General features: G+C 66.0%; 23 protein-coding genes. 12 read left to right on the forward strand and 11 right to left on the reverse strand.

All coding sequences use genetic code 11. The annotated features are described in order from the left end of the window. Positions 1-315: 315 nt before the first annotated feature. Together IEW01_RS16810 and IEW01_RS16815 are read left to right on the forward strand one after the other, a co-directional pair. The gene (locus IEW01_RS16810; RefSeq protein WP_188529989.1) at positions 316-918 is read left to right on the forward strand and encodes a uracil-DNA glycosylase family protein; all 603 of its coding nucleotides are present in this window, start codon (positions 316-318) and stop codon (positions 916-918) included. Continuing rightward, on the forward strand, positions 909-1745 hold the full coding sequence (locus IEW01_RS16815) for an SseB family protein (protein ID WP_308418955.1): 837 nt from the start codon (positions 909-911) through the stop codon (positions 1743-1745). Before IEW01_RS16810 ends, IEW01_RS16815 begins: the two co-directional genes overlap by 10 nt. A gap of 86 nt (positions 1746-1831) precedes the next feature. Here the strand turns inward: IEW01_RS16815 and IEW01_RS16820 are convergent, their stop codons facing one another. Together IEW01_RS16820 and IEW01_RS16825 are read right to left on the reverse strand one after the other, a co-directional pair. Further along, complete coding sequence (locus tag IEW01_RS16820; RefSeq protein WP_188529991.1) at positions 1832-2287, reverse strand: CAP domain-containing protein; 456 nt, start codon at positions 2285-2287, stop codon at positions 1832-1834. Then, positions 2284-2544 carry an accessory factor UbiK family protein gene (locus IEW01_RS16825; protein ID WP_188529993.1) on the reverse strand — a complete coding sequence of 87 codons (261 nt, stop codon included), beginning with the start codon at positions 2542-2544 and terminating at the stop codon, positions 2284-2286. Before IEW01_RS16825 ends, IEW01_RS16820 begins: the two co-directional genes overlap by 4 nt. A 90-nt stretch (positions 2545-2634) precedes the next feature. Between IEW01_RS16825 and lgt the strand changes: the two genes are divergently transcribed. The 4 genes from lgt (at position 2635) to IEW01_RS17800 (ending at position 5628) form a co-directional block, all read left to right on the forward strand. Further along, a complete protein-coding gene (lgt, locus tag IEW01_RS16830; protein ID WP_188529995.1) occupies positions 2635-3510 on the forward strand; it encodes a prolipoprotein diacylglyceryl transferase in 876 nt (291 codons plus the stop codon). Then, the gene (locus IEW01_RS16835) at positions 3507-4565 is read left to right on the forward strand and encodes a class I SAM-dependent methyltransferase (RefSeq protein ID WP_188529997.1); all 1059 of its coding nucleotides are present in this window, start codon (positions 3507-3509) and stop codon (positions 4563-4565) included. The genes lgt and IEW01_RS16835 overlap by 4 nt, the downstream gene beginning before the upstream one ends. After that, positions 4562-5320 (forward strand): peptidoglycan editing factor PgeF, encoded by a 759-nt coding sequence (pgeF, locus tag IEW01_RS16840; RefSeq protein ID WP_188529999.1) that lies wholly within the window; start codon positions 4562-4564, stop codon positions 5318-5320. Before IEW01_RS16835 ends, pgeF begins: the two co-directional genes overlap by 4 nt. 179 nt (positions 5321-5499) lie before the next feature. Then, on the forward strand, positions 5500-5628 hold the full coding sequence (locus tag IEW01_RS17800) for a hypothetical protein (protein ID WP_268236840.1): 129 nt from the start codon (positions 5500-5502) through the stop codon (positions 5626-5628). An 85-nt stretch (positions 5629-5713) separates the two neighbouring features. Here IEW01_RS17800 and IEW01_RS16845 read toward each other — a convergent pair whose 3' ends face one another. After that, on the reverse strand, positions 5714-6214 hold the full coding sequence (locus IEW01_RS16845; protein ID WP_188530001.1) for an Lrp/AsnC family transcriptional regulator: 501 nt from the start codon (positions 6212-6214) through the stop codon (positions 5714-5716). A gap of 195 nt (positions 6215-6409) precedes the next feature. Between IEW01_RS16845 and trxB the strand changes: the two genes are divergently transcribed. The 3 genes from trxB to IEW01_RS16860 all read left to right on the forward strand — a co-directional run bounded on the left by trxB (position 6410) and on the right by IEW01_RS16860 (position 10306). After that, on the forward strand, positions 6410-7384 hold the full coding sequence (trxB, locus tag IEW01_RS16850) for a thioredoxin-disulfide reductase (RefSeq protein ID WP_188530003.1): 975 nt from the start codon (positions 6410-6412) through the stop codon (positions 7382-7384). Between the two features lie 194 nt (positions 7385-7578). After that, positions 7579-9285: a bifunctional sulfate adenylyltransferase/adenylylsulfate kinase gene (locus tag IEW01_RS16855; protein ID WP_188530005.1), complete on the forward strand. Its 1707-nt coding sequence runs from the start codon at positions 7579-7581 to the stop codon at positions 9283-9285. Between the two features lie 163 nt (positions 9286-9448). Beyond that, positions 9449-10306 carry an ion transporter gene (locus IEW01_RS16860; protein WP_188530007.1) on the forward strand — a complete coding sequence of 286 codons (858 nt, stop codon included), beginning with the start codon at positions 9449-9451 and terminating at the stop codon, positions 10304-10306. A gap of 74 nt (positions 10307-10380) precedes the next feature. On the opposite strand, the gene IEW01_RS16865 is transcribed toward IEW01_RS16860, so the two are convergent. After that, positions 10381-10608, reverse strand: coding sequence for a DUF1150 family protein (locus IEW01_RS16865; protein WP_188530009.1), 228 nt, complete (start codon positions 10606-10608; stop codon positions 10381-10383). Between the two features lie 40 nt (positions 10609-10648). After that, positions 10649-11062 (reverse strand): Hsp20 family protein, encoded by a 414-nt coding sequence (locus IEW01_RS16870; RefSeq protein WP_188530011.1) that lies wholly within the window; start codon positions 11060-11062, stop codon positions 10649-10651. Between the two features lie 166 nt (positions 11063-11228). Between IEW01_RS16870 and IEW01_RS16875 the strand changes: the two genes are divergently transcribed. The 3 genes from IEW01_RS16875 to IEW01_RS16885 are packed head-to-tail and all read left to right on the forward strand — an operon-like array spanning position 11229 to position 13113. After that, on the forward strand, positions 11229-11447 hold the full coding sequence (locus IEW01_RS16875) for a YdcH family protein (RefSeq protein ID WP_188530013.1): 219 nt from the start codon (positions 11229-11231) through the stop codon (positions 11445-11447). A 57-nt stretch (positions 11448-11504) separates the two neighbouring features. After that, positions 11505-11993: a 5-(carboxyamino)imidazole ribonucleotide mutase gene (gene purE, locus IEW01_RS16880; RefSeq protein WP_188530015.1), complete on the forward strand. Its 489-nt coding sequence runs from the start codon at positions 11505-11507 to the stop codon at positions 11991-11993. Then, positions 11986-13113 (forward strand): 5-(carboxyamino)imidazole ribonucleotide synthase, encoded by a 1128-nt coding sequence (locus IEW01_RS16885; RefSeq protein ID WP_188530017.1) that lies wholly within the window; start codon positions 11986-11988, stop codon positions 13111-13113. Before purE ends, IEW01_RS16885 begins: the two co-directional genes overlap by 8 nt. Here the strand turns inward: IEW01_RS16885 and IEW01_RS16890 are convergent. From IEW01_RS16890 to IEW01_RS16915, 6 genes are all read right to left on the reverse strand, one after another. Then, positions 13104-13883, reverse strand: coding sequence for an esterase/lipase family protein (locus IEW01_RS16890; RefSeq protein ID WP_188530019.1), 780 nt, complete (start codon positions 13881-13883; stop codon positions 13104-13106). The genes IEW01_RS16885 and IEW01_RS16890 overlap by 10 nt on opposite strands. Positions 13884-13958: 75 nt before the next feature. After that, positions 13959-15089, reverse strand: a complete 1131-nt coding sequence (locus tag IEW01_RS16895) for a DUF8173 domain-containing protein (protein ID WP_188530022.1) — start codon at positions 15087-15089, stop codon at positions 13959-13961. 177 nt (positions 15090-15266) lie between these two features. Continuing rightward, positions 15267-16910, reverse strand: a complete 1644-nt coding sequence (gene groL, locus IEW01_RS16900; protein WP_188530024.1) for a chaperonin GroEL — start codon at positions 16908-16910, stop codon at positions 15267-15269. Positions 16911-16954: 44 nt separating this feature from the next. After that, entirely contained in the window at positions 16955-17242 is a 288-nt protein-coding gene (gene groES, locus IEW01_RS16905) for a co-chaperone GroES (RefSeq protein WP_188530026.1), read from the reverse strand. A 175-nt stretch (positions 17243-17417) separates the two neighbouring features. After that, complete coding sequence (locus IEW01_RS16910; RefSeq protein ID WP_188530028.1) at positions 17418-18548, reverse strand: cytochrome-c peroxidase; 1131 nt, start codon at positions 18546-18548, stop codon at positions 17418-17420. Beyond that, the gene (locus tag IEW01_RS16915; RefSeq protein ID WP_188530030.1) at positions 18548-19264 is read right to left on the reverse strand and encodes a DUF2161 domain-containing phosphodiesterase; all 717 of its coding nucleotides are present in this window, start codon (positions 19262-19264) and stop codon (positions 18548-18550) included. Before IEW01_RS16915 ends, IEW01_RS16910 begins: the two co-directional genes overlap by 1 nt. Between the last annotated feature and the right edge of the window lie 155 nt (positions 19265-19419).

A 19419-nucleotide genomic window follows, 5' to 3' on the forward strand; every position in this document is an offset into this window, starting at 1 on the left:
TCGAGCTTCGTTAACGAAGGGGTCTAAAGGTTCAATCTGGCACCAATATGTCGCGCAGATCGCCCGCGAAACAACGGTCACCAGGTCGATCTCGGCAAGACTGTGGCAATATCCCCCGCCGGATGTTTACGGTCTGATCGCGTTCCTGCCAAGCCGCAACTGTCCCAGCGACGGTTTTGGCGGATCGGCGCTGGCCCCCGGCGCATGTTTTTTCCCGCAGTGAGCGTAGTTCTGGCAAGAGTGCACGCTGCGCGGGAGCAGGCGGCGACCAGCCGGGGCGTTGCCCGCGGCCCAGCCCCGGCCTATCTGTTGTGGATGCCCGCGCTTGCCGACCAGATCGCCACCTGCCGCCTTTGCGCCGATGCCTTCGCCGCCACGGCCACCGGCCATGCGCCCCGCCCCGTGGCCTGGTTCGCGCCCAGCGCCCATGTGCGGGTGATCGGCCAGGCGCCGGGGCTGCGGGTGCACGAAACCGGCCTGCCGTTCAACGATGCGTCCGGCGACCGGCTGCGCGACTGGATGGGGGTGAGCCGCGAAACCTTCTACGATCGCGCCCGCATCGCGATCACGCCGATGGCCTTCTGCTTTCCCGGCTACGACGCCCGCGGCGCCGACCTGCCGCCGCCCCGGCTCTGCGCCGAAACCTGGGCCGACGCCGTCGACGCGGCGCTGCCGAACGTCCGGCTTACCCTGCTGATCGGCGCCCATGCCCAGCGCCACCATCTTGGCGCCAGGGGGCGGATGACCGATACCGTGCGCGGCTGGCGCGACCATGCGCCCTATGTCTTTCCCTTGCCACATCCGTCTTGGCGCAATACGGGATGGCTCAAGCAAAACCCGTGGTTCGAGGCCGAGCTTCTGCCGGTGCTCCGGGCCCGTGTCGCCGAAGAACTGGGAGGAGAAAACCGATGGCCCTGACCCCGCTCGATCATGCGCATGCCGACATGATGGAAGACCCCGATGACGACGCCGCGCGGCTGAAGTTCTACCAGCGGCTCGCCGACACCACGCTGTTCGTGCTGCTCTCGAAGGAACCCGAGGGCGAGGTTCTCGATCCCGAGGTGCTCGAGATCGACAACAAGGAAACCGCCAATATCGAGCGTTTCGCGCTGGCATTCGACACCGAGGATCGCCTTGGCGCCTTCGCCGCCGATTACCGCAACGAGCCCCTGCCCTACGCCGCTTTGCCGGGCCGGGTGGTCGCGCAGGCGATCGCGGGCCAGGGCGTGGGGCTCGCGCTCAACCTCGACGTGGCGGTTTCGTCGATCATGCTGCCGGCCGCGGCGATGGACTGGCTGGCCGACACGCTGGCGAACGAGCCCACCGAGGGCGAGGCCTCGCTGATCGCCATCGCCCCGCCCTTCGGGCTGCCCGACGGGCTGATCGAGGGGTTGGAGGAAAAGCTGGTGAGCGCCGCCGGACTGGCGAGCCACGCGGTCTTCGTCAAGGGCACCTATTCCGACGACCGCGAGGGCTGGCTTCTGGCCTTCATCGACGCCCAGCCCGGTGCCGAGCAGGCATTGGCGCGCGCCACCCACGAGGCGCTGATCTTCTCGGGCACCGATCTCGCCAGCGTCGACGTGGCCTTCTTCGCCGCGAACGACCCGATCTGCGAACATCTCGACCACATGGGCCTGCGCTACGAATTCCCCGACCCCGAAGCGGGCGAGCGCGACGATGACGGTTACGAGGAGATCCACCCCGCCCCGGGCAGCGACCCGGCGAAGCCGCCGATCCTGAAGTAACGCGAATTGACCATTTCGGGCATTCAAGACCAAAAACGCCGCTCCCACAGGGGCGGCGTTTTCACATTTCCCGCAATCGAAGGGAATTACTTCCCGGCGTAGACCATCACCCAGACGGGCCGTTCCTGCATCAGCGCCACACCCACGCCGTAGTCGTCGACGGAACCGAGCAGGATGTTCTTGCGGTGGCCCGATGACGCCATCCACTCGGCGATCACCTGCCCGCCTGTGGTCTGACCGAAGGCGATGTTCTCGGCAGTGAGCATCGGCCGGTAGCCGGTGGCGGTGATTCGCCGCTTGGGCAGGCTGCCGCGCGCGCCCTTGTGCGAGAAGCTGTTGGTTTCGGCCATCCAGCAGGCGTGGGCCTGAGCGGCCTTGTCGAGCCGGGCGTCGCGGTCGAGCGCCCTGCGCCCCCCCGCCTTGCGCTGGGCGTTCATGTTTGCGCCCGCATCGGCCATCAGGCCCGCGGCATTGGCCGGCAGATCACAAGCCGCAGCCGGGGTGGCGACGGCGAGAAGTCCCGCGAGCGCGAAAGCCCTCACTTCTTGCCCTTTGGCTTGGCCGCTGCCTCCAGCGCCTCGATCCGGGCCTTGAGCGCCTCGTTTTCCTCGCGCGCTTTCTGGGCCATGGCGCGCACCGCGTCGAATTCCTCGCGGGTCACCAGCTGGCGATCAGCCAGCCAGCGATCCATCCAGCTTTTCATCGCCGTCTCGGCCTCCGAGCGCGCGCCCTGCGCCACGCCCATGGCGTTGGTCATCAGCTGGGAAATGTCGTCGAGAACCTTGTTACGCGTCTGCATTGCCGCCTCCATGCGCTTTCGCCCTATATGGCGCAGCCGGTGGCGATCCACAAGGTTGACACCCCGCGCGCGCCGCCGCAACAAGACGCCATGTTTGCCGCGATCCCCTTTCCCGACCTCTCGCCGGAGATCTTTTCGATCGACCTCGGGAGCTTCCGCTTCGCGCTGCGCTGGTATGCCATGGGCTATATCGTCGGCATCCTGATCGCGTGGTGGATCATGTCGCGCGCCATCGCCAACGCCAGCTTGTGGCAAAGCGGCGCACCGATGACGCGGGCGCAACTCGAAGAGATGGTCACCTGGATGGTGGTGGGCATCATAGCGGGCGGGCGGCTTGGCTTCGTGCTGTTCTACCAGCCGGGCTATTACCTCTCCAATCCGCTCGAGATCCTGAAGGTCTGGCAAGGCGGCATGTCGTTCCACGGCGGCTTTCTCGGCGTGGTGCTGGGAGCGTGGCTGTTCTCGCGCCGCAACGGGTTGCCCACCGCCTCGGTGGCCGACCTGATCGCGCTCGCCACCCCGCCGGGGCTGGGGCTGGTGCGGGTGGCGAACTTCATCAACGCCGAGCTATGGGGCCGGCCGACGGATGCGCCCTGGGGCGTGATCTTCCCCGGCGCGCGGGCGCAGGATTGCCCCGGCGTCGAGGGCCTCTGCGCCCGCCACCCCTCGCAGCTCTACGAGGCGGCACTGGAGGGGCTGGTGCTGATGGCGGTGCTCGCCTTCCTCGCTTACGGGCGCGGCTGGCTGAAAACGCCCGGGCGCATCGCCGGCACCTTCTTCCTCGGCTACGGCCTTGCCCGTTTCACCGTGGAGTTCTTCCGCGAGTCCGATGCGCAGTTCGTCACCGCCGACAACCCGATGGGCCACGTGTTGCTTGGCATGACGATGGGGCAGGTGCTCAGCCTGCCGATGATCGTCGCGGGCGTGCTCACGCTGATCTGGGCCAGCCGGCGCGCGCGAGCATGAGCCTCGCTGCGGCGCTCCGGGCCCGGATCGCCGAGGCCGGGCCGATCACGGTGGGCGCGTTCATGGCCGAGTGCCTGTTGCACCCGAAATGGGGCTATTACACCACTCGTGACCCTCTGGGCACGGCCGGCGATTTCACCACCGCGCCGGAAATCAGCCAGATGTTCGGCGAGCTTGTCGGGCTGGCTCTCGCGCAAGCCTGGATGGACCAGGGCACGCCTGACGCCATCACGCTGGCCGAGCTTGGCCCCGGGCGCGGCACGCTGATGGCCGATATCCTGCGCGCCACCAAGGCCGTGCCGGGCTTTCACGCCGCGCTCGAAATTCACCTCGTCGAAGCCTCGCCCGCCTTGCGCGAAAAGCAGCGCGCGGCGCTGGCGGGCCATGACATCACCCACCACGACAGCGCGGGCACGCTCCCCGAGGCGCCGCTTTTCCTGATCGCCAACGAGTTCTTCGACGCGCTGCCGATCCGGCAGTTCATCCGCGCGGGCGACGCCTGGCGCGAGCGGCTGGTCGGGCTCGACGACGACACGCTCGCCTTCGGCCTCGGCGTGCCCGACATGCCGGCCGAGCTTGCCCACCGCGACGACGTGGCCGAGGGCGGGCTGGTGGAGACCTGCCCCGCCGCCGCCGCGATCATGGATCAGATCGCCCGCCGCATCGGCACCCACGGCGGCGCCGCGCTGATCGTCGACTACGGCGACTGGCGCTCGCTTGGCGATACGCTGCAGGCGCTGAAATCCCACGCGCCGGTGGACCCGCTCGCCACGCCGGGCGAGGCCGACCTGACGGCGCATGTCGATTTCGAGGCGCTGGCGCGCGCCGCCCCGGCGCTTGCCGCTTCGCGGCTCACGCCGCAGGGGGTGTTTCTCGAACGGCTCGGAATCACGCCACGCGCCGAGGCGCTTGCCCGGCGCTTGAGCGGCACGGCGCTTGACGCGCATGTCGCCGCGCATCGGCGGTTGACGCACCCCGACGAAATGGGAACCCTGTTCAAGGTGCTCGCCCTCGTGCCGCCGGGCGCACCGATGCTGCCCGGACTGGAGCCATGACGCTGGACGCCATCACTTCCCCCGCCCTCGAGGGCGCCGCCCACGGGTTCTTCACCCGTCGCGGCGGCGTGTCGTCGGGGGTTTATGCCGGGCTCAACTGCGGTGGCGGTTCGGGCGACCAGAACGAGGCGGTGGCGCTCAACCGGGCCCGGGTGGCAAAGGCGATGGGGGTGGGTCCGGAAGAACTCGTCACCGTGCACCAGACCCACAGCGCCGACGTGGTCACCGTGACCGGCCCGCTCGGCCAGCCCCGCCCCGAGGCCGACGCGATGGTGACCGCCACCCCCGGCGTCGCTTTGGCAGTGCTCACCGCCGATTGCGAGCCGGTGCTTTTCGCCGACCGCGCGGGCGGCGTCGTCGGTGCCGCGCATGCAGGCTGGAAGGGCGCGCTCGACGGCGTGCTCGAAGCCACGCTCGACGCGATGGAAGCCCTCGGCGCACGGCGCGACCGGATCGTTGCCGTGATCGGCCCGACGATCAGCCAGCCCAACTACGAGGTCGGCCCCGAATTCGTCGCCCGCTTCATCATCGCAAACCCCGACCACGCCCGTTTCTTCAAGCCCGGCAACGGCGACCGCGCGTTGTTCGACCTGCCCGCCTTCGGACTCGACCGACTGCATCGCGCCGGCGTGGGCCATGCCGAGTGGACCGGCGATTGCACCTATGGCGACGCGGGGCGCTTTTTTTCCTACCGCCGCTCGGTGCACCGCAAGGAGCCCGATTACGGCCGGCTGATCTCGGCGATCCGGCTTTGACCGGCAGGTCATCGCGCAGGTAGAAACGGCATCGCGCAACCTGGGCGATCGTCATCGCGGAAATCGCCCCCGACATTCCCCCGATGCGACAAAAACTTGCCCCATTCCGAGGCGACAAATCACTTTGAAACGTCGGGGAGGCCCGGCCTTGGTGAAGCCGCAGTAAAAAGGGCAAAGAGATGAAAAAACGCTGGATGAAATTGGCAGTCGAAGCGGCCGGAACCGAGGCCTTCGATCTTCCCTGGGCCCGTGGCAGCCGCCGCACACGCTGGAAGGCCGCCGCCCGCGCCCGCGCCCTGGCCGCCTGACGCACTTCCCTCACCTCACCGTGCGAAAACGAAAAGCCGCTCTCGAGAGCGGCTTTTTGGCTTTCATTTGGCTTTCAAACGCCCCTCAGCTGACCGCGTTGACCCGAGACTCGAGCACGTCGAAGGGCACGCCCGGCTCGTCCTTGGCGTCGCGGATCACCAGCGAGGTTTTCACGCTGGCCACGTTTTCCGCCGCCGTGAGCTGTTCGGTGAGGAAGCTCTGGAAGGTCGAGAGATCGGGCGAGACGCATTTGAGCAGGAAATCCACCTCCCCGTTCAGCATGTGGCACTCGCGCACCAGCGGCCATGCGCGGCAGCGGTCTTCGAAGGCGACGAGATCGGCCTCGGCCTGGCTTACCAGCCCGACCATGGCGAACACCTGCACCTCGAAACCGAGTTTTCGGGAATCCACCTTGGCATGATAGCCGCGAATGTAGCCGGCCTCTTCCAGCGTCCGCACCCGGCGCAGGCACGGCGGCGCGGAAATGCCGACGCGCTTGGCCAGTTCGACGTTGGTCATGCGACCGTCAGCCTGCAGTTCGGCAAGGATCATGCGGTCGATCGCGTCGAGCTTGTGGGCGGACATTGAGAATTCCCTGGCAAATTTGCGCGGAACTTACTCCCGCACGCAGGGATCCGCAATAAAGTTTCGCGATTGCGCAAGATCATTTCTCGCACACGTCGACCTAATTGGGCCCCCTGACAGCATGTCGCAAGGGGTTACGAGGCCGCGCTTAGCGGACTATATCGGGATCAACCATGAAATTCGAAGGATAACACCATGTCCGAAACACATCACACCAAGGTTCTCATCATCGGCTCGGGGCCGGCGGGCTACACCGCCGGGGTCTACGCCGCGCGCGCGATGCTCTCGCCGATCCTCGTTCAGGGAATGGAACCCGGCGGCCAGCTCACCACCACCACCGAGGTGGAAAACTACCCCGGCTTCACCGAGGTGCAGGGGCCCGAGTTGATGGTGAAGATGCAGGAACACGCCGAAGCCATGGGCACCAAGGTGATCCAGGACATCATCACCGATCTCGACCTTTCCAAGCGTCCGTTCACCGCCAAGGGCGATTCGGGCAACGTCTACACCGCCGACGCGGTGATCCTCGCCACCGGCGCGCGGGCCAAGTGGCTGGGGCTTCCGAGCGAAGACAAGTTCAAGGGCTTCGGCGTGTCGGCCTGTGCCACCTGTGACGGCTTCTTCTACCGCGAGAAGAACATCGTGGTGGTCGGCGGCGGTAACACCGCCGTGGAAGAGGCACTGTTCCTCACCAACTTCGGCAAGAAGGTCACGCTCATCCACCGCCGCGACGAGCTGCGCGCCGAGAAGATCCTGCAGAACCGCCTGTTCAAGCACCCGAAGGTCGAGGTGCTCTGGGATCACACCATCGACGAGATCGTCGGCACCGACATGCCGATGGGCGTCACCGGCGTTCGGGCCAAGCACGTCAAGACCGGCGAGATCACCGAGGTGCCTGCCGACGGCGTGTTCATCGCCATCGGCCACGCCCCGGCGTCGGAACTGGTGAAGGATGTGCTGGAGTTGCACAACGGCGGTTACGTGAAAGTCGAACCGGGAACGACGCGCACCTCCATCCCCGGCGTTTTCGCGGCGGGCGACCTCACCGACCACGTCTACCGCCAGGCAGTGACCTCGGCTGGCATGGGCTGCATGGCGGCGCTGGATGCGGAGAAGTTCATCGCCGAAACCGAGGACGAGGCCGCAATGGCCGAACCCGAAACGGCCTGATCGCCGCAGGCACCGCAAGGTCTGGCCGTCCCCGCTCGCGGGGGCGGCTTTTTCGTGGTTTCGAGCCATTTTTGCCGCAATCGCGAGATAATGCCGCCCGGCAAACTTGAAGTCCGGCGGCAACGCCGGATAGATGCCCCCATCAGGTCGCCCGCGAGGCGAGCCACCGAGCAGTAGTTAACAAGGCCCAAAGAATGATGTTGCCCAACCTCGCCCCGATTTCCGAACTCTATGTGTCCTACGACAGCGCGCAGAAGCTCAAGCAGGAGGCCGCCGATCTCGCAAGCTGGGATCTGACCCCGCGCCAGATCTGCGATCTCGAACTGCTGATGAACGGCGGCTTCAACCCGCTCAAGGGGTTCCTCTCGGAGGCGGACTACGACGGCGTCGTCGAGAACATGCGCCTTGCCGACGGCACGCTCTGGCCGATCCCGATCACCCTCGACGTTTCGGAAGATTTCGCCGCCAAGCTCGAAGAGGGGCAGGACATCGCCCTGCGCGACCAGGAAGGCGTGATCCTCGCCACGATGACGATCACCGACAGCTGGGTGCCGAACAAGGCGCGCGAGGCCGAGAAGGTGTTCGGCGCCGATGACGTGGCGCACCCGGCCGTCAACTACCTGCATCACACCGCCGGCAAGGTGTATCTCGGCGGGCCGGTCACCGGCATCCAGCAGCCGGTGCATTACGATTTCCGCGGCCGGCGCGATACGCCCAACGAGCTGCGCGCCTATTTCCGCAAGCTCGGCTGGCGCCGGATCGTGGCGTTCCAGACCCGCAACCCGCTGCACCGCGCGCACCAGGAACTCACCTTCCGCGCCGCCAAGGAAGCCCAGGCCAACCTGCTCATTCACCCGGTGGTGGGGCTGACCAAGCCCGGCGACGTGGATCACTTCACCCGCGTGCGCTGCTACGAAGCGGTGCTCGACCAGTATCCGCAATCCACCACCACGATGAGCCTGTTGAACCTCGCGATGCGCATGGCCGGCCCGCGCGAGGCGGTCTGGCACGGGCTGATCCGCGCCAACCACGGCGTGACCCACTTCATCGTCGGGCGCGACCATGCCGGCCCCGGCAAGAACTCGGCGGGTGAAGATTTCTACGGGCCCTACGACGCGCAGGAGCTGTTCAAGCAGCACCAGGACGAGATCGGCGTCGAGATGGTCGACTTCAAGCACATGGTCTACGTGCAGGAACGGGCGCAGTATTACCCGGTTTCGGAAGTGCCCGAGGACGCGACCGTGCTCGATATCTCCGGCACCGAACTGCGCCGCCGCCTCCGCGAGGGGATCGAGATCCCCGAGTGGTTCTCCTTCCCCGAGGTGGTGCAGGAGTTGCGCCGCACCTCGCCGCCACGCGCGCAGCAAGGCTTTACGGTGTTCTTCACCGGCCTCTCCGGCTCGGGCAAATCGACCATCGCCAACGCGCTGATGGTGAAGCTGATGGAGATGGGCGGCCGCCCGGTGACGCTGCTCGACGGCGACGTGGTGCGCAAGAACCTCTCGTCGGAACTGGGCTTCTCGAAAGAGCACCGCGACCTCAACATCCGCCGCATCGGCTACGTGGCAAGCGAGATCACCAAGAACGGCGGCATCGCGATCTGTGCGCCGATCGCGCCCTATACCGCCACCCGCCGCGCCGTGCGCGAAGAAATCGAGCAATACGGCGCCTTCGTCGAGGTGCACGTGGCGACCTCGCTGGAGGAATGCGAGAGGCGCGACCGCAAGGGGCTCTACAAGCTCGCACGCGAAGGCAAGATCAAGGAATTCACCGGCATCTCCGACCCCTACGAGGAACCGGCAACGCCCGAACTGCGCGTCGACACCGAGGGTGTCGAGGTCGACAACTGCGCGCACCAGGTGATCCTGAAGCTGGAATCGCTGGGGCTGATCAAGGCCTGACCCGTTGCCGCCCCCACGCGGGGTGGCGCGGCGCTACGCGAGGCGACCATCGGCGAAGGATTCTCCGGTCTGGCGCTGTTTTCCGCTCGAAAGCATCCCACATGAGCTACGCGCGCCACGCGCAGGCACCGGGCGGAGGAAACGGCGAAGAATGGACAAGGGCATGCAGAAACCGGACACCGAACAAACCGAACTCAGGCAGATCCCGCCGCTGCAGCCGGGCCCCCTGGGCCGGGTTCAGGCGCTGCTGGAATCGGCGCGGTTCCAGAATGCGATCATCGTGCTGATCATGGTCAACGCGATCACGCTCGGGCTGGAAACCAGCCCCGCCGTGATGGCGGTCATCGGCCCGCAGCTGCTGGTTTTCGACAAGATCGTGCTGGGGGTTTTCGCGCTCGAGATCTTCGCCAAGCTGATCGTCTACCGCAGCCGCTTCCACCGCGACCCGTGGAACCTGTTCGATTTCGCCGTGGTCTCGATTGCGCTGATGCCGGCGACCGGCCCGCTCTCGGTTCTGCGCGCACTGCGCATCCTGCGGGTTCTGCGGCTGGTTTCGGCGGTGCCATCGATGCGCCGCGTGGTGATGGCGCTGCTGGCCTCGATCCCCGGCATCAGTTCGATCGTCGGGCTGCTGCTCCTGGTGTTCTACGTCTTCGCGGTGATGGCGACCAAACTGTTCGGCGCCGCTTTCCCGGAATTCTTCGGCTCGATCGGGGCCTCGTTCTACTCGCTGTTCCAGATCATGACGCTGGAAAGCTGGTCGATGGGGATCGTGCGGCCGGTGATGGAGGTTTTCCCCCTCGCCTGGCTCTATTTCGTGCCCTTCATCCTCGTCACCTCGTTCACGGTGCTGAACCTGTTCATCGGCATCGTGGTCGATGCCATGCAACGCCAGCACGCGGCCGAGGATGCCGAGAATGCCCCCGAGGCGGCCTCGGCCGATGCGCAGGGGGAGATCCTCGCCGAGCTTCGCGCCCTGCGTCAGGAGGTCGCCCAGTTGCGGCAATCGCCGCGCGCCTGACGCGGTGACGAAAAACAAAAAAGCGCCCGCCAATGTGCGGGCGCCCCTTGATCAGGCACAAGTGCCATTGCGGTTCAGTGCACCGTCACCGGCGCAAAATCGTTCTGGCGGGCGAGCACGAAGGCCAGTTCACGGTCGCGCACCAGCGCCAGCCGCTCGCCATCGGCGCTATGCACCGCGTAAAGCTTCTTCAGCCCGCCAACCTGCGGACGAATATCTTCGGGAAGGTCGTCCACCGCAACCTCGCGCACGTAGACGATCCTGTCATCGCTCTCCGGCAGAGCCTTGTATTTCACATCCATCTCGCTCTCCTTCTCACTTGAGCGGGTGCCCCCATCGGGCTCACCCTTGGCGGATCTGGATCGTCTTAACGATCTTCTCGGGCTCGGCACGTTCCAGATCGATATGCAAAAGCCCGTTTTCGGTCGCCGCCCCCGTCACCTCGACACCATCGGCCAGCACGAAGCTCTTCATGAACTGCCGCGCGGCGATGCCCCGGTGCAGGAACACGCGGCCCTCTTCCTTTTTCGGGCTGCGGCCACGCACCACCAGCTTACGGTCTTCAACCGTGAGCGAGAGATCATCTTGCGAGAATCCGGCCACGGCCAGCGTGATCTGGTAAGCGCGTTCGCTCACCTGTTCGATGTTGAAGGGCGGATACCCCTCCGTGCCCGATTTCTCGGCCTGTTCGAGCATCCGCTCGAGCTGGTCAAACCCGAGAAGAAACGGGTGTGTCCCCAGCGTCAGTTTCGTCATCTCCACGTCCTTTACAAAAGCGACCTGTCAGATAGGCCCCGATTCCGGCGACCCGTGAGAGAAATATGGGGCTGCCCGCGCGGCCGTGCAAGAGCCGCAAAGGGCTTGGCGGATTCCCAGCCACGGGCTAAGTTCTTCCAACAGCAAAAAAAACGACTCGGTGCCGATGTCCAATGCCGAAGAGATGAAGACCGAGGATGTCTTGCGGATCGAGCTTGAAGTGCTCAAGCGCGAGCACCGCGATCTCGACGAGGCGATCGTGGCCCTGCAGGACCGCAGCACCGCCGACCAGCTCACGATCCGGCGGCTCAAGAAGCAAAAGCTCGTCCTGAAGGACAAGATCGCCCGGATCGAAGACCAACTCACCCCCGATATCATTGCGTAATCACGTGTTTGCGCGTAGAACGCCGCTTCCAAACACAAGCCGGACAGCGAGGCGCCCATGGCAGACGTGAAAGTGGGGATCATCATGGGCAGCCAGTCGGACTGGCCCACGATGAAGGAGGCCGCGCAGGTTCTCGATGAACTCGGCGTGGCTTATGAGGCGCGGATCGTCTCGGCCCACCGCACCCCCGACCGGCTGTGGGAATACGGCAAAACGGCCGTCGACCGCGGCCTGCATGTCATCATCGCCGGCGCGGGCGGCGCGGCCCACCTTCCCGGCATGATGGCGTCGAAAACCCGGGTGCCGGTGATCGGCGTGCCGGTGCAGACAAAGGCGCTCTCAGGCGTCGACAGCCTTTATTCCATCGTGCAGATGCCCAAGGGCTTTCCCGTCGCCACCATGGCAATCGGCGCGGCGGGCGCGGCCAATGCCGGGCTGATGGCCGCGGGCATCCTCGCGGTTTCCGATCCGGCCCTCGCCCAGCGCCTCGACGCCTGGCGCGCAGCGCTTTCCGCCGCCATTCCGCAAGAGCCGCAAGATGATTGATTTCGACACGCCCGATCCCGAAGAGATCGCCGAGATCCCCGCCCCGCTGCCGGTGGGCGCCACCATCGGCATCCTCGGCGGTGGCCAGCTTGGCCGCATGCTCTCGGTCGCCGCCTCGCGGCTGGGGATGAAAACCCATATCTTCGAACCGGGCGAGAACCCGCCGGCGGGGCAGGTCGCCGACCGCGTTACCACTGCCGGATATGACGACGAGGCGGCCCTGCGGGCATTTGGCGAGGCCGTCGACGTCATCACCTACGAGTTCGAGAACATTCCCACCAAGGCCCTCGACATCCTCGAAGAGCTTGCCCCGATCCGCCCCAACCGCGAGGCGCTGCGCATCAGCCAGGATCGGGCCATCGAGAAGGGCTTCATCCAGAGCTGCGGGCTGAATATCGCGCCCCATTGCGCGGTGTCCAACGCGCTTGATCTCATGGTCGCGCTGGAAACCGTCGGTGTGCCCTCGATCCTGAAAACCCGCACGCTCGGGTACGACGGCAAGGGACAGGCACGCCTGTCATCGCAAGAAGATGCCGCCGCGGCGCTCGAAGCGGTAGGCAACGCCCCGGCGATCCTCGAAGGCTTCGTTGATTTCGAGCGCGAGGTGAGCGTGATCGTGGCGCGCGGGGTCGACGGCTCGGTGGCGTTCTACGACCCCGGCGAGAACGTCCACAAAAACGGCATCCTCGCCACCACGACGGTGCCCGCGCGGCTCGGCGAGAACCGGCAGAAAGCCGCGAAGCTCGCAGCGCAAACCATCGCCGAAGGGTTGGATTACGTGGGCGTGATGGGGGTGGAAATGTTCGTCACCGCGTCCGGCCTCCTCGTGAACGAGATCGCGCCGCGGGTGCATAATTCAGGGCACTGGACCCAGAACGGCTGCGTGATCGACCAGTTCGAGCAACATATCCGCGCCATCGCGGGCTGGCCGCTGGGCGACGGCACCCGGCATTCGAACGTGGTGATGGAAAACCTCATCGGCGACGACATGGACCGCGTGCCGGAGCTTGCCGCCGACCCGGCCAACGCGCTGCACCTCTACGGCAAGGCCGAGGTGAAACCCGGGCGCAAGATGGGGCACGTCAACCGGATCACCGGTCCCGCCGAGGATCACTCGTAGCCGGCTTCCTTGCGGATCCTGTCGAGCACGTCGCCGTAATCGAGAGCCTCGTCGAAGCGCCCGGTTTCGAGGAACGTTACCACCTGGGCGATCACCAGCGGGCTGACCATGGTGAAGGTGTGGGTGACCGGCAGCACGATATGGTCGGCCATGCCGGCGACCTTGGTGCTCTCGACCGAAACCTTGCCGTCGTCCTCGCCCTCGATCAGCGCCGAGAAAACCGGGTTCATCGACTGGTTGCCCGCGATCACCCCAAGCTCGAAGGCGGGAAGACCGGCGGTGCGCGGCACCGAGCCCGCGCCGGTGCCCAGTTCCAGCCCGGCGGGGCCGTTCAGCCATTCGAACGGCTCGAAATCGCCAAGCTGGTAGTCGCGGAAAGCATCCACCAGTTGCGATCCCTGGTTGGGCGGGGCCAGCATCACCACGCGGCCCATGTTGGGCGGGCGGAAATCGCGCAGCCAGACACGCGCCAGGATGCCGCCCATGGAATGGGTGACGAAATGGGTGGTCATGCCGCCGCATTGTTGCACCGCGTCGGGCACGGCCAGTTCGACAAGCTCCTGGATCGGGGCCTCTGTCGATGGATAGCCGTCGTTCACCACCTTGTAGCCGAGTTGTAACAGCGCCTCCTCCATCACCCGCATCGAGGCGGCGCTGCGCGCGAGGCCGTGCAGCAGCACAACGCATTCGCCCGCGCCGGCGCGGGCCGGTGCGGCAGGCCCCGCGAGCGAGACCGAAAGTGCAAGGATGGCAGTGAGCAGGCGAATCATGGTGGAAAGATCAGCACATCAGGGGGCCTCGGCAAGGGCGCGCGCCGGCTTTCGGCGCGCGCCCGCCGTTTGTTTTCAGGCAGCCGGTTCAACCCCGAACGCGGGGCGCGTGATCCGCACCACCACCGCCCCGGCGCCGACGAGGAAGATCGCCATCACGGCAAGCCAGCCGAGCCAGGGGATAAGGCCGATCAGCGCGCCGATGGCGGCGCCCGAGAAGGCCGCGAGGGCCCGGTCGCCGATCGATTTCGGCATCGGCCGGCCAGCGACGGCGGTGGCCCAGACACCGATGGAATAGGTGCCGACCACGTAGCCGCCGATGCCGAGCAACACCGCTGCGATCAGCGCGACCGGGATCACCACGATGCCGATCCCGGTCATCGCGAGGAAGACGACGGACCCGACCAGCGCCGAAAGCCCGGCGAAGCCGAGAAGCCCGGTGCGCAGCGGACGGTCCAGCGCGCGTTCGCGCAGGGCCGCGAGCTGTTTCGGCGCGATCGCCCCGAACAGGGTGCCGATCAGGCCCACCGCGAGGATACCGCCAAGCCAGCCGCGCAGGCGGGTGAAGAAGCCGGGGCGTTCCTGAAGCACGTCGCCATCGACCGCGTCGAAGGCGCGCGCGGGGTGGAACGTCACGCGATCGGCGGACGCCACCCGCTCGGGCACGTCAACGTTGTCGGGATCGTCGGTGTAGATATGCACCTCGCCGGCGACCGAGGCCGCGTCGCCCCAGCTCACATCAGGCGTGGCAAGGGCCAGGTCGCCCATGATCGCGGCATTCAGGGTGATGGTTTCACCCGCGAGCAAAGCGTTGCCCGCGACCGGCGCATCAAGCCGGATACGTGACCCCGTGGCGCGCACATCGCCGGAAACGGGCTCGGTGATCGTCAACCGCTGGCCCATGATGGTCACGTCCCCCGCGACGGGCGCCTCGACGTCGACTTCCATCCCGGCGCCGTAGAAATTCTCGCCGACGCGGCTCATCAGGGTAACGTAGCGCCCGGCCATGTGGGCCGAGCCACCGATCTCGGTGCGCGCGGTGACCTTGTCGCCCGCGGCGAAGAGATCGTCGACCGCCTCGCCCGAGAGCGTGACCGTGCGCCCGGCAAGATAGGCATCGCCGCCAAAGCGCCAATCGGCGTCGTCCTGTGCCAACGTCGGCGTGGCGAGCGCGATGAAAAGAAAGGGAATGATAGCACGAAGCATGAGTCTGCCCCCGATATAATGTTACTTGGGTTAACATAGGCGTGCGCCATGTCATTTGTAAGACAGGCGTGCAAAAAATGTTTTCGCCGGTGTCAGGAAAAGGGGCCGCCCATTGGCGGCCCCTTCCCGGTCTTGCGTCTGGGCGAAGGCCCGGCGAGCATCGCCCGCCGGAGGCACTTACATCATGCCGCCCATGCCGCCCATGTCGCCCATGCCGCCGCCGGCACCGGCGCCGCCGTCCTTGGCGGGAAGCTCGGCCACCATCGCTTCGGTGGTGATCAGCAGGCCGGCGATCGAGGCCGCGTCTTCCAGCGCGGTGCGGGTCACCTTGGCCGGATCTATCACGCCGAACTTGAACATGTCGCCATATTCTTCGGTCTGGGCGTTGAAGCCGAATGTGAGATCGTCCGACTCGCGGATCTTGCCCGCGACTACGGCACCGTCGACACCGGCGTTATCGGCGATCTGGCGCAGCGGCGCTTCGAGCGCGCGGCGCACGATGGCGATCCCCGCGGTCTGGTCGGAGTTGTCGCCTTCAAAACCGGCGAGCTTCTTGGCAGCCTGGACCAGCGAAACGCCACCGCCGACGACGATGCCTTCCTGAACCGCAGCGCGGGTTGCGTTCAGCGCGTCATCGACGCGGTCCTTACGCTCCTTCACCTCGGTCTCGGTCATGCCGCCAACGCGGATCACGGCCACACCGCCGGCGAGCTTGGCAACCCGCTCCTGCAGTTTCTCCTTGTCGTAATCGGAGCTGGTTTCCTCGATCTGGGTGCGGATCTGGGCCACGCGCGCGTCGATCTCGGCCTTGTCGCCATGGCCGTCGACGATCGTGGTCTCTTCCTTCGAGATGGTGATCGACTTGGCGGTGCCGAGCATGTCCATGGTGACGCTCTCGAGCTTCATGCCGAGATCTTCCGAGATCACCTGGCCGCCGGTCAGGATCGCGATGTCCTGCAGCATGGCCTTGCGGCGGTCACCGAAGCCCGGCGCCTTGACGGCGGCGATTTTCAGGCCACCGCGCAGCTTGTTGACCACGAGGGTCGCGAGGGCTTCGCCTTCCACGTCCTCGGCGATGATCAGCAGCGGCTTCTGGCTCTGGATCACCTGCTCGAGCAGCGGCACCATCGGCTGCAGCGACGAGAGCTTCTTCTCGTGCAACAGGATGTAGCAATCCTCGAGCTCGGCGAGCATCTTGTCGGGGTTGGTGACAAAGTAGGGCGAGAGGTAGCCACGGTCGAACTGCATGCCTTCGACGACCTCAACCTCGGTCTCCATGCCGCGGTTTTCCTCGACGGTGATCACGCCCTCGTTGCCGACTTTCTGCATCGCGTCGGCGATGAAACGGCCGATGTTGGCTTCGCCGTTCGCCGAAATGGTGCCGACCTGGGCAACCTCGTCGGAATCGGTCACGTCACGCGCGGCCGCCTTGATCGCGTCCACCACCTTGCTGGTGGCGAGGTCGATGCCGCGCTTGAGATCCATCGGGTTCATGCCGGCGGCGACCGCCTTCATGCCCTCTTTCACGATCGCCTGGGCGAGCACGGTGGCGGTGGTGGTGCCGTCGCCGGCCTCGTCGTTGGTGCGGGAAGCGACTTCCTTAACCATCTGGGCGCCCATGTTCTCGAACTTGTCTTCCAGCTCGATTTCCTTGGCCACGGTGACGCCGTCCTTGGTGATGCGCGGCGAACCGAACGACTTGTCGAGCACCACGTTGCGGCCCTTGGGGCCGAGAGTCACCTTCACCGCGTCGGCGAGAACGTTCACGCCCTTCAGCATCTTGGTGCGGGCATCGTTGCCGAACTTGACTTCTTTTGCCATGTTCCTAGCTCCTGTGTTCTATTGTTTTGAAATCCGGTCCGAAATCAGGCGATGATGCCCATGATGTCGGATTCCTTCATGATCAGCATTTCGGTGCCGTCAACGGTCACCTCGGTGCCCGACCACTTGCCGAAAAGGACCTTGTCGCCTTCCTTCACATCCATCGGGATGCGGTCGCCGTCGTCGTCACGGGCGCCTTCGCCCACGGCCACAACGATGCCCTCGGCGGGCTTTTCCTTGGCGGTATCGGGGATGATCAGGCCACCGGCGGTTTTCTCTTCGCCTTCGAGGCGACGAACGAGTACGCGGTCATGCAGGGGAGTAAATGCCATTTCTGAGGCTCCTCAACTCGGTTATTCTGGCTTTGGCACTCACCATCGGCGAGTGCTAACGGCGCATAGCTAGGCGGACGCATCGGGGCTGTCAACAGGTGGCCGCGGGAAAAAAATTTCCGAAAACTTTCGACCGGGGCACGAGGCACGGCCCGCCGGCGTCCGCGCCGCCCGCTCAGTCCTCGACGAGATGCTCGTAACGTGCGTCGGTCAGCGTCTTCATGAAGGCCACCAGCGCGTCCACGCGCCGGTCATCCAGCGCGGGGCCGTGGGTGAGCTCTTCCATCGAGAGCGTGCCCGGCACCTCGGGGTCGCGAAAGGGGGCGCCCGTCTCGGGGTTGATCAGTCGCGCCGGGTCGCGGGTGTTGAACATGTTGTAGAACAGCACGACGGTGCGCAGATCCTCGAACACCCCGTTGTGCATGTAGGGCCCGGTCACCGCGACGTTGCGCAGGGTGGGCACCTTGAACTGACCGTCAGTCTCGGGTTCATCGACCTCGGGGTTGGCGAGAAGGCCGTGGTCGATCCCCTCGAAACCGGTCATCGAGCGCACCCGCTGGTTTAACGGCACGCCGATGTTGTGATACTCGTAGTTCGAAAAGGTCTCGTCTCCGGCCATCGGCGACGGGCGCAACTGGTGGCAAAGGTTGCAATTGGTAAACTGCTGCGAGAAGAACAGGACCCGCCCGAGTTCTTCTTCCGGGCTCAGTTCCGCCTCGCCGCGCAGAAACCTGTCATACTTGCTGTCGAAGGACGCGAAGGTGTCGGTGCGCTCGAAGGCGGCGATCGCCTCGGTCATGGCACGATAGGCGGCCTCGGTATCGGCCCAGACATCGCGGCCGAAATGGGCGGCGAAGGCCGCGACGTAATCGGGGTTTTCGGCCAGCCGGTCGACCACGCTGGCCTTGTCGGGCATCCCCATTTCGAGCGGGTTGAGCGGCGGACCACCCGCCTGCCCTTCCAGATCCGGCTCCCGTCCGTCGAGGAACTGGCCGCCGCGATAAACCCCGGGATCGAGTTTCTCGAAACGCGGCGAGAACATCGCGTAGGCCGCGGTGGGGGTGTTTCGGTCGCCAAGGCTGGTGCCGTCGTCACCAAGCGAAACCATCCGCCCGAGGTCGGTCTCGCGCGGGTCGGTGAAGGCGAAAGCCGGATCATGGCAAGTGGCACAGGATTGGGTGCGGTTCCACGAAAGGTTCACGTCGAAGAACAGGGCCTCGCCCAGCGCCTCGAGGCTGCCGAACTCCTCGCCGGACGCTGCGCTGGTGCTAAGGGCGAGCGCGGCGGCGAGAACGAGGCGTTTCATTACGGGGTCTCCGGTGTTTTTCGCCCCGATAGCGCGCCGGGCGCAGGAGCGCCTTGATCCTGATCGAAACAGTCAAGTTCTGCAAGCCCCACTTCGGTGAGCGCATACACCCCGCGCCCCTGCCGCTCGAACCAGCCGTAGTGGTTTGTCCGCATCATCTCGGTCGCCCGGGCCACGCCGGTAGCCCTTGCCACTTCCGCACCCCGGCAGGCGCCCTGCGCGGCGAGATGGGCGGCAAGGCGCTCGGCGTCCTGGCGGTAGGCCGTCATCACCTTGCCACGGGTGCCGCCGGTGTTGGGATCGCCCGCGCGCCGCGCGAACTCGCCCAGCAGCCGTGCCCGCCGCGCCGGCGACTTGCGGGGGCGGAACGGGGCCGGATCGGCGTGAACCTCGACGAAACCGTCTGCGAGGCGCACCGAGAGCACACCCAGCCCCAGCCGGCGGCACAGGCCGAGATTGCCCTTGAAGGCGCGCCAGCCCGCCCGGCCCCGCCAGCGCGGCACGGCAACATAAACCATGTCGGTGATCGCCTGTCGCGCCACCGCCTGCTGCAACAGCACGAGCGAGAACCCCGCCTTGAGTTCGACCAGGACCACCTCGTCGCCCGCCACGCCCATCACGTCGGCCGGCCCCACCTCGGCCTTGACGGTGTAGCCGGCGGCTTCGAGATGCGCCTTCACCGGGGCATAAAGATCGGTTTCGTAAAGATCGGCCATGCGGCCTTTTAGGGCAGTTTCCCGGCCGTGGGAATCCGCGCTGGATGTCACCCTAAGCACGCGCAATGCGGCCTGAGGCCCATTGCCCGGCGCGCCTCACCCACATGTGAGCGGCCCATGACTTGATTTCGCGGCACAAATGTTCTATTTTTGTT

This window comes from Sinisalibacter lacisalsi (assembly GCF_014640115.1).
In the GTDB taxonomy this organism is placed as follows: Bacteria; Pseudomonadota; Alphaproteobacteria; order Rhodobacterales; family Rhodobacteraceae; genus Sinisalibacter; species Sinisalibacter lacisalsi.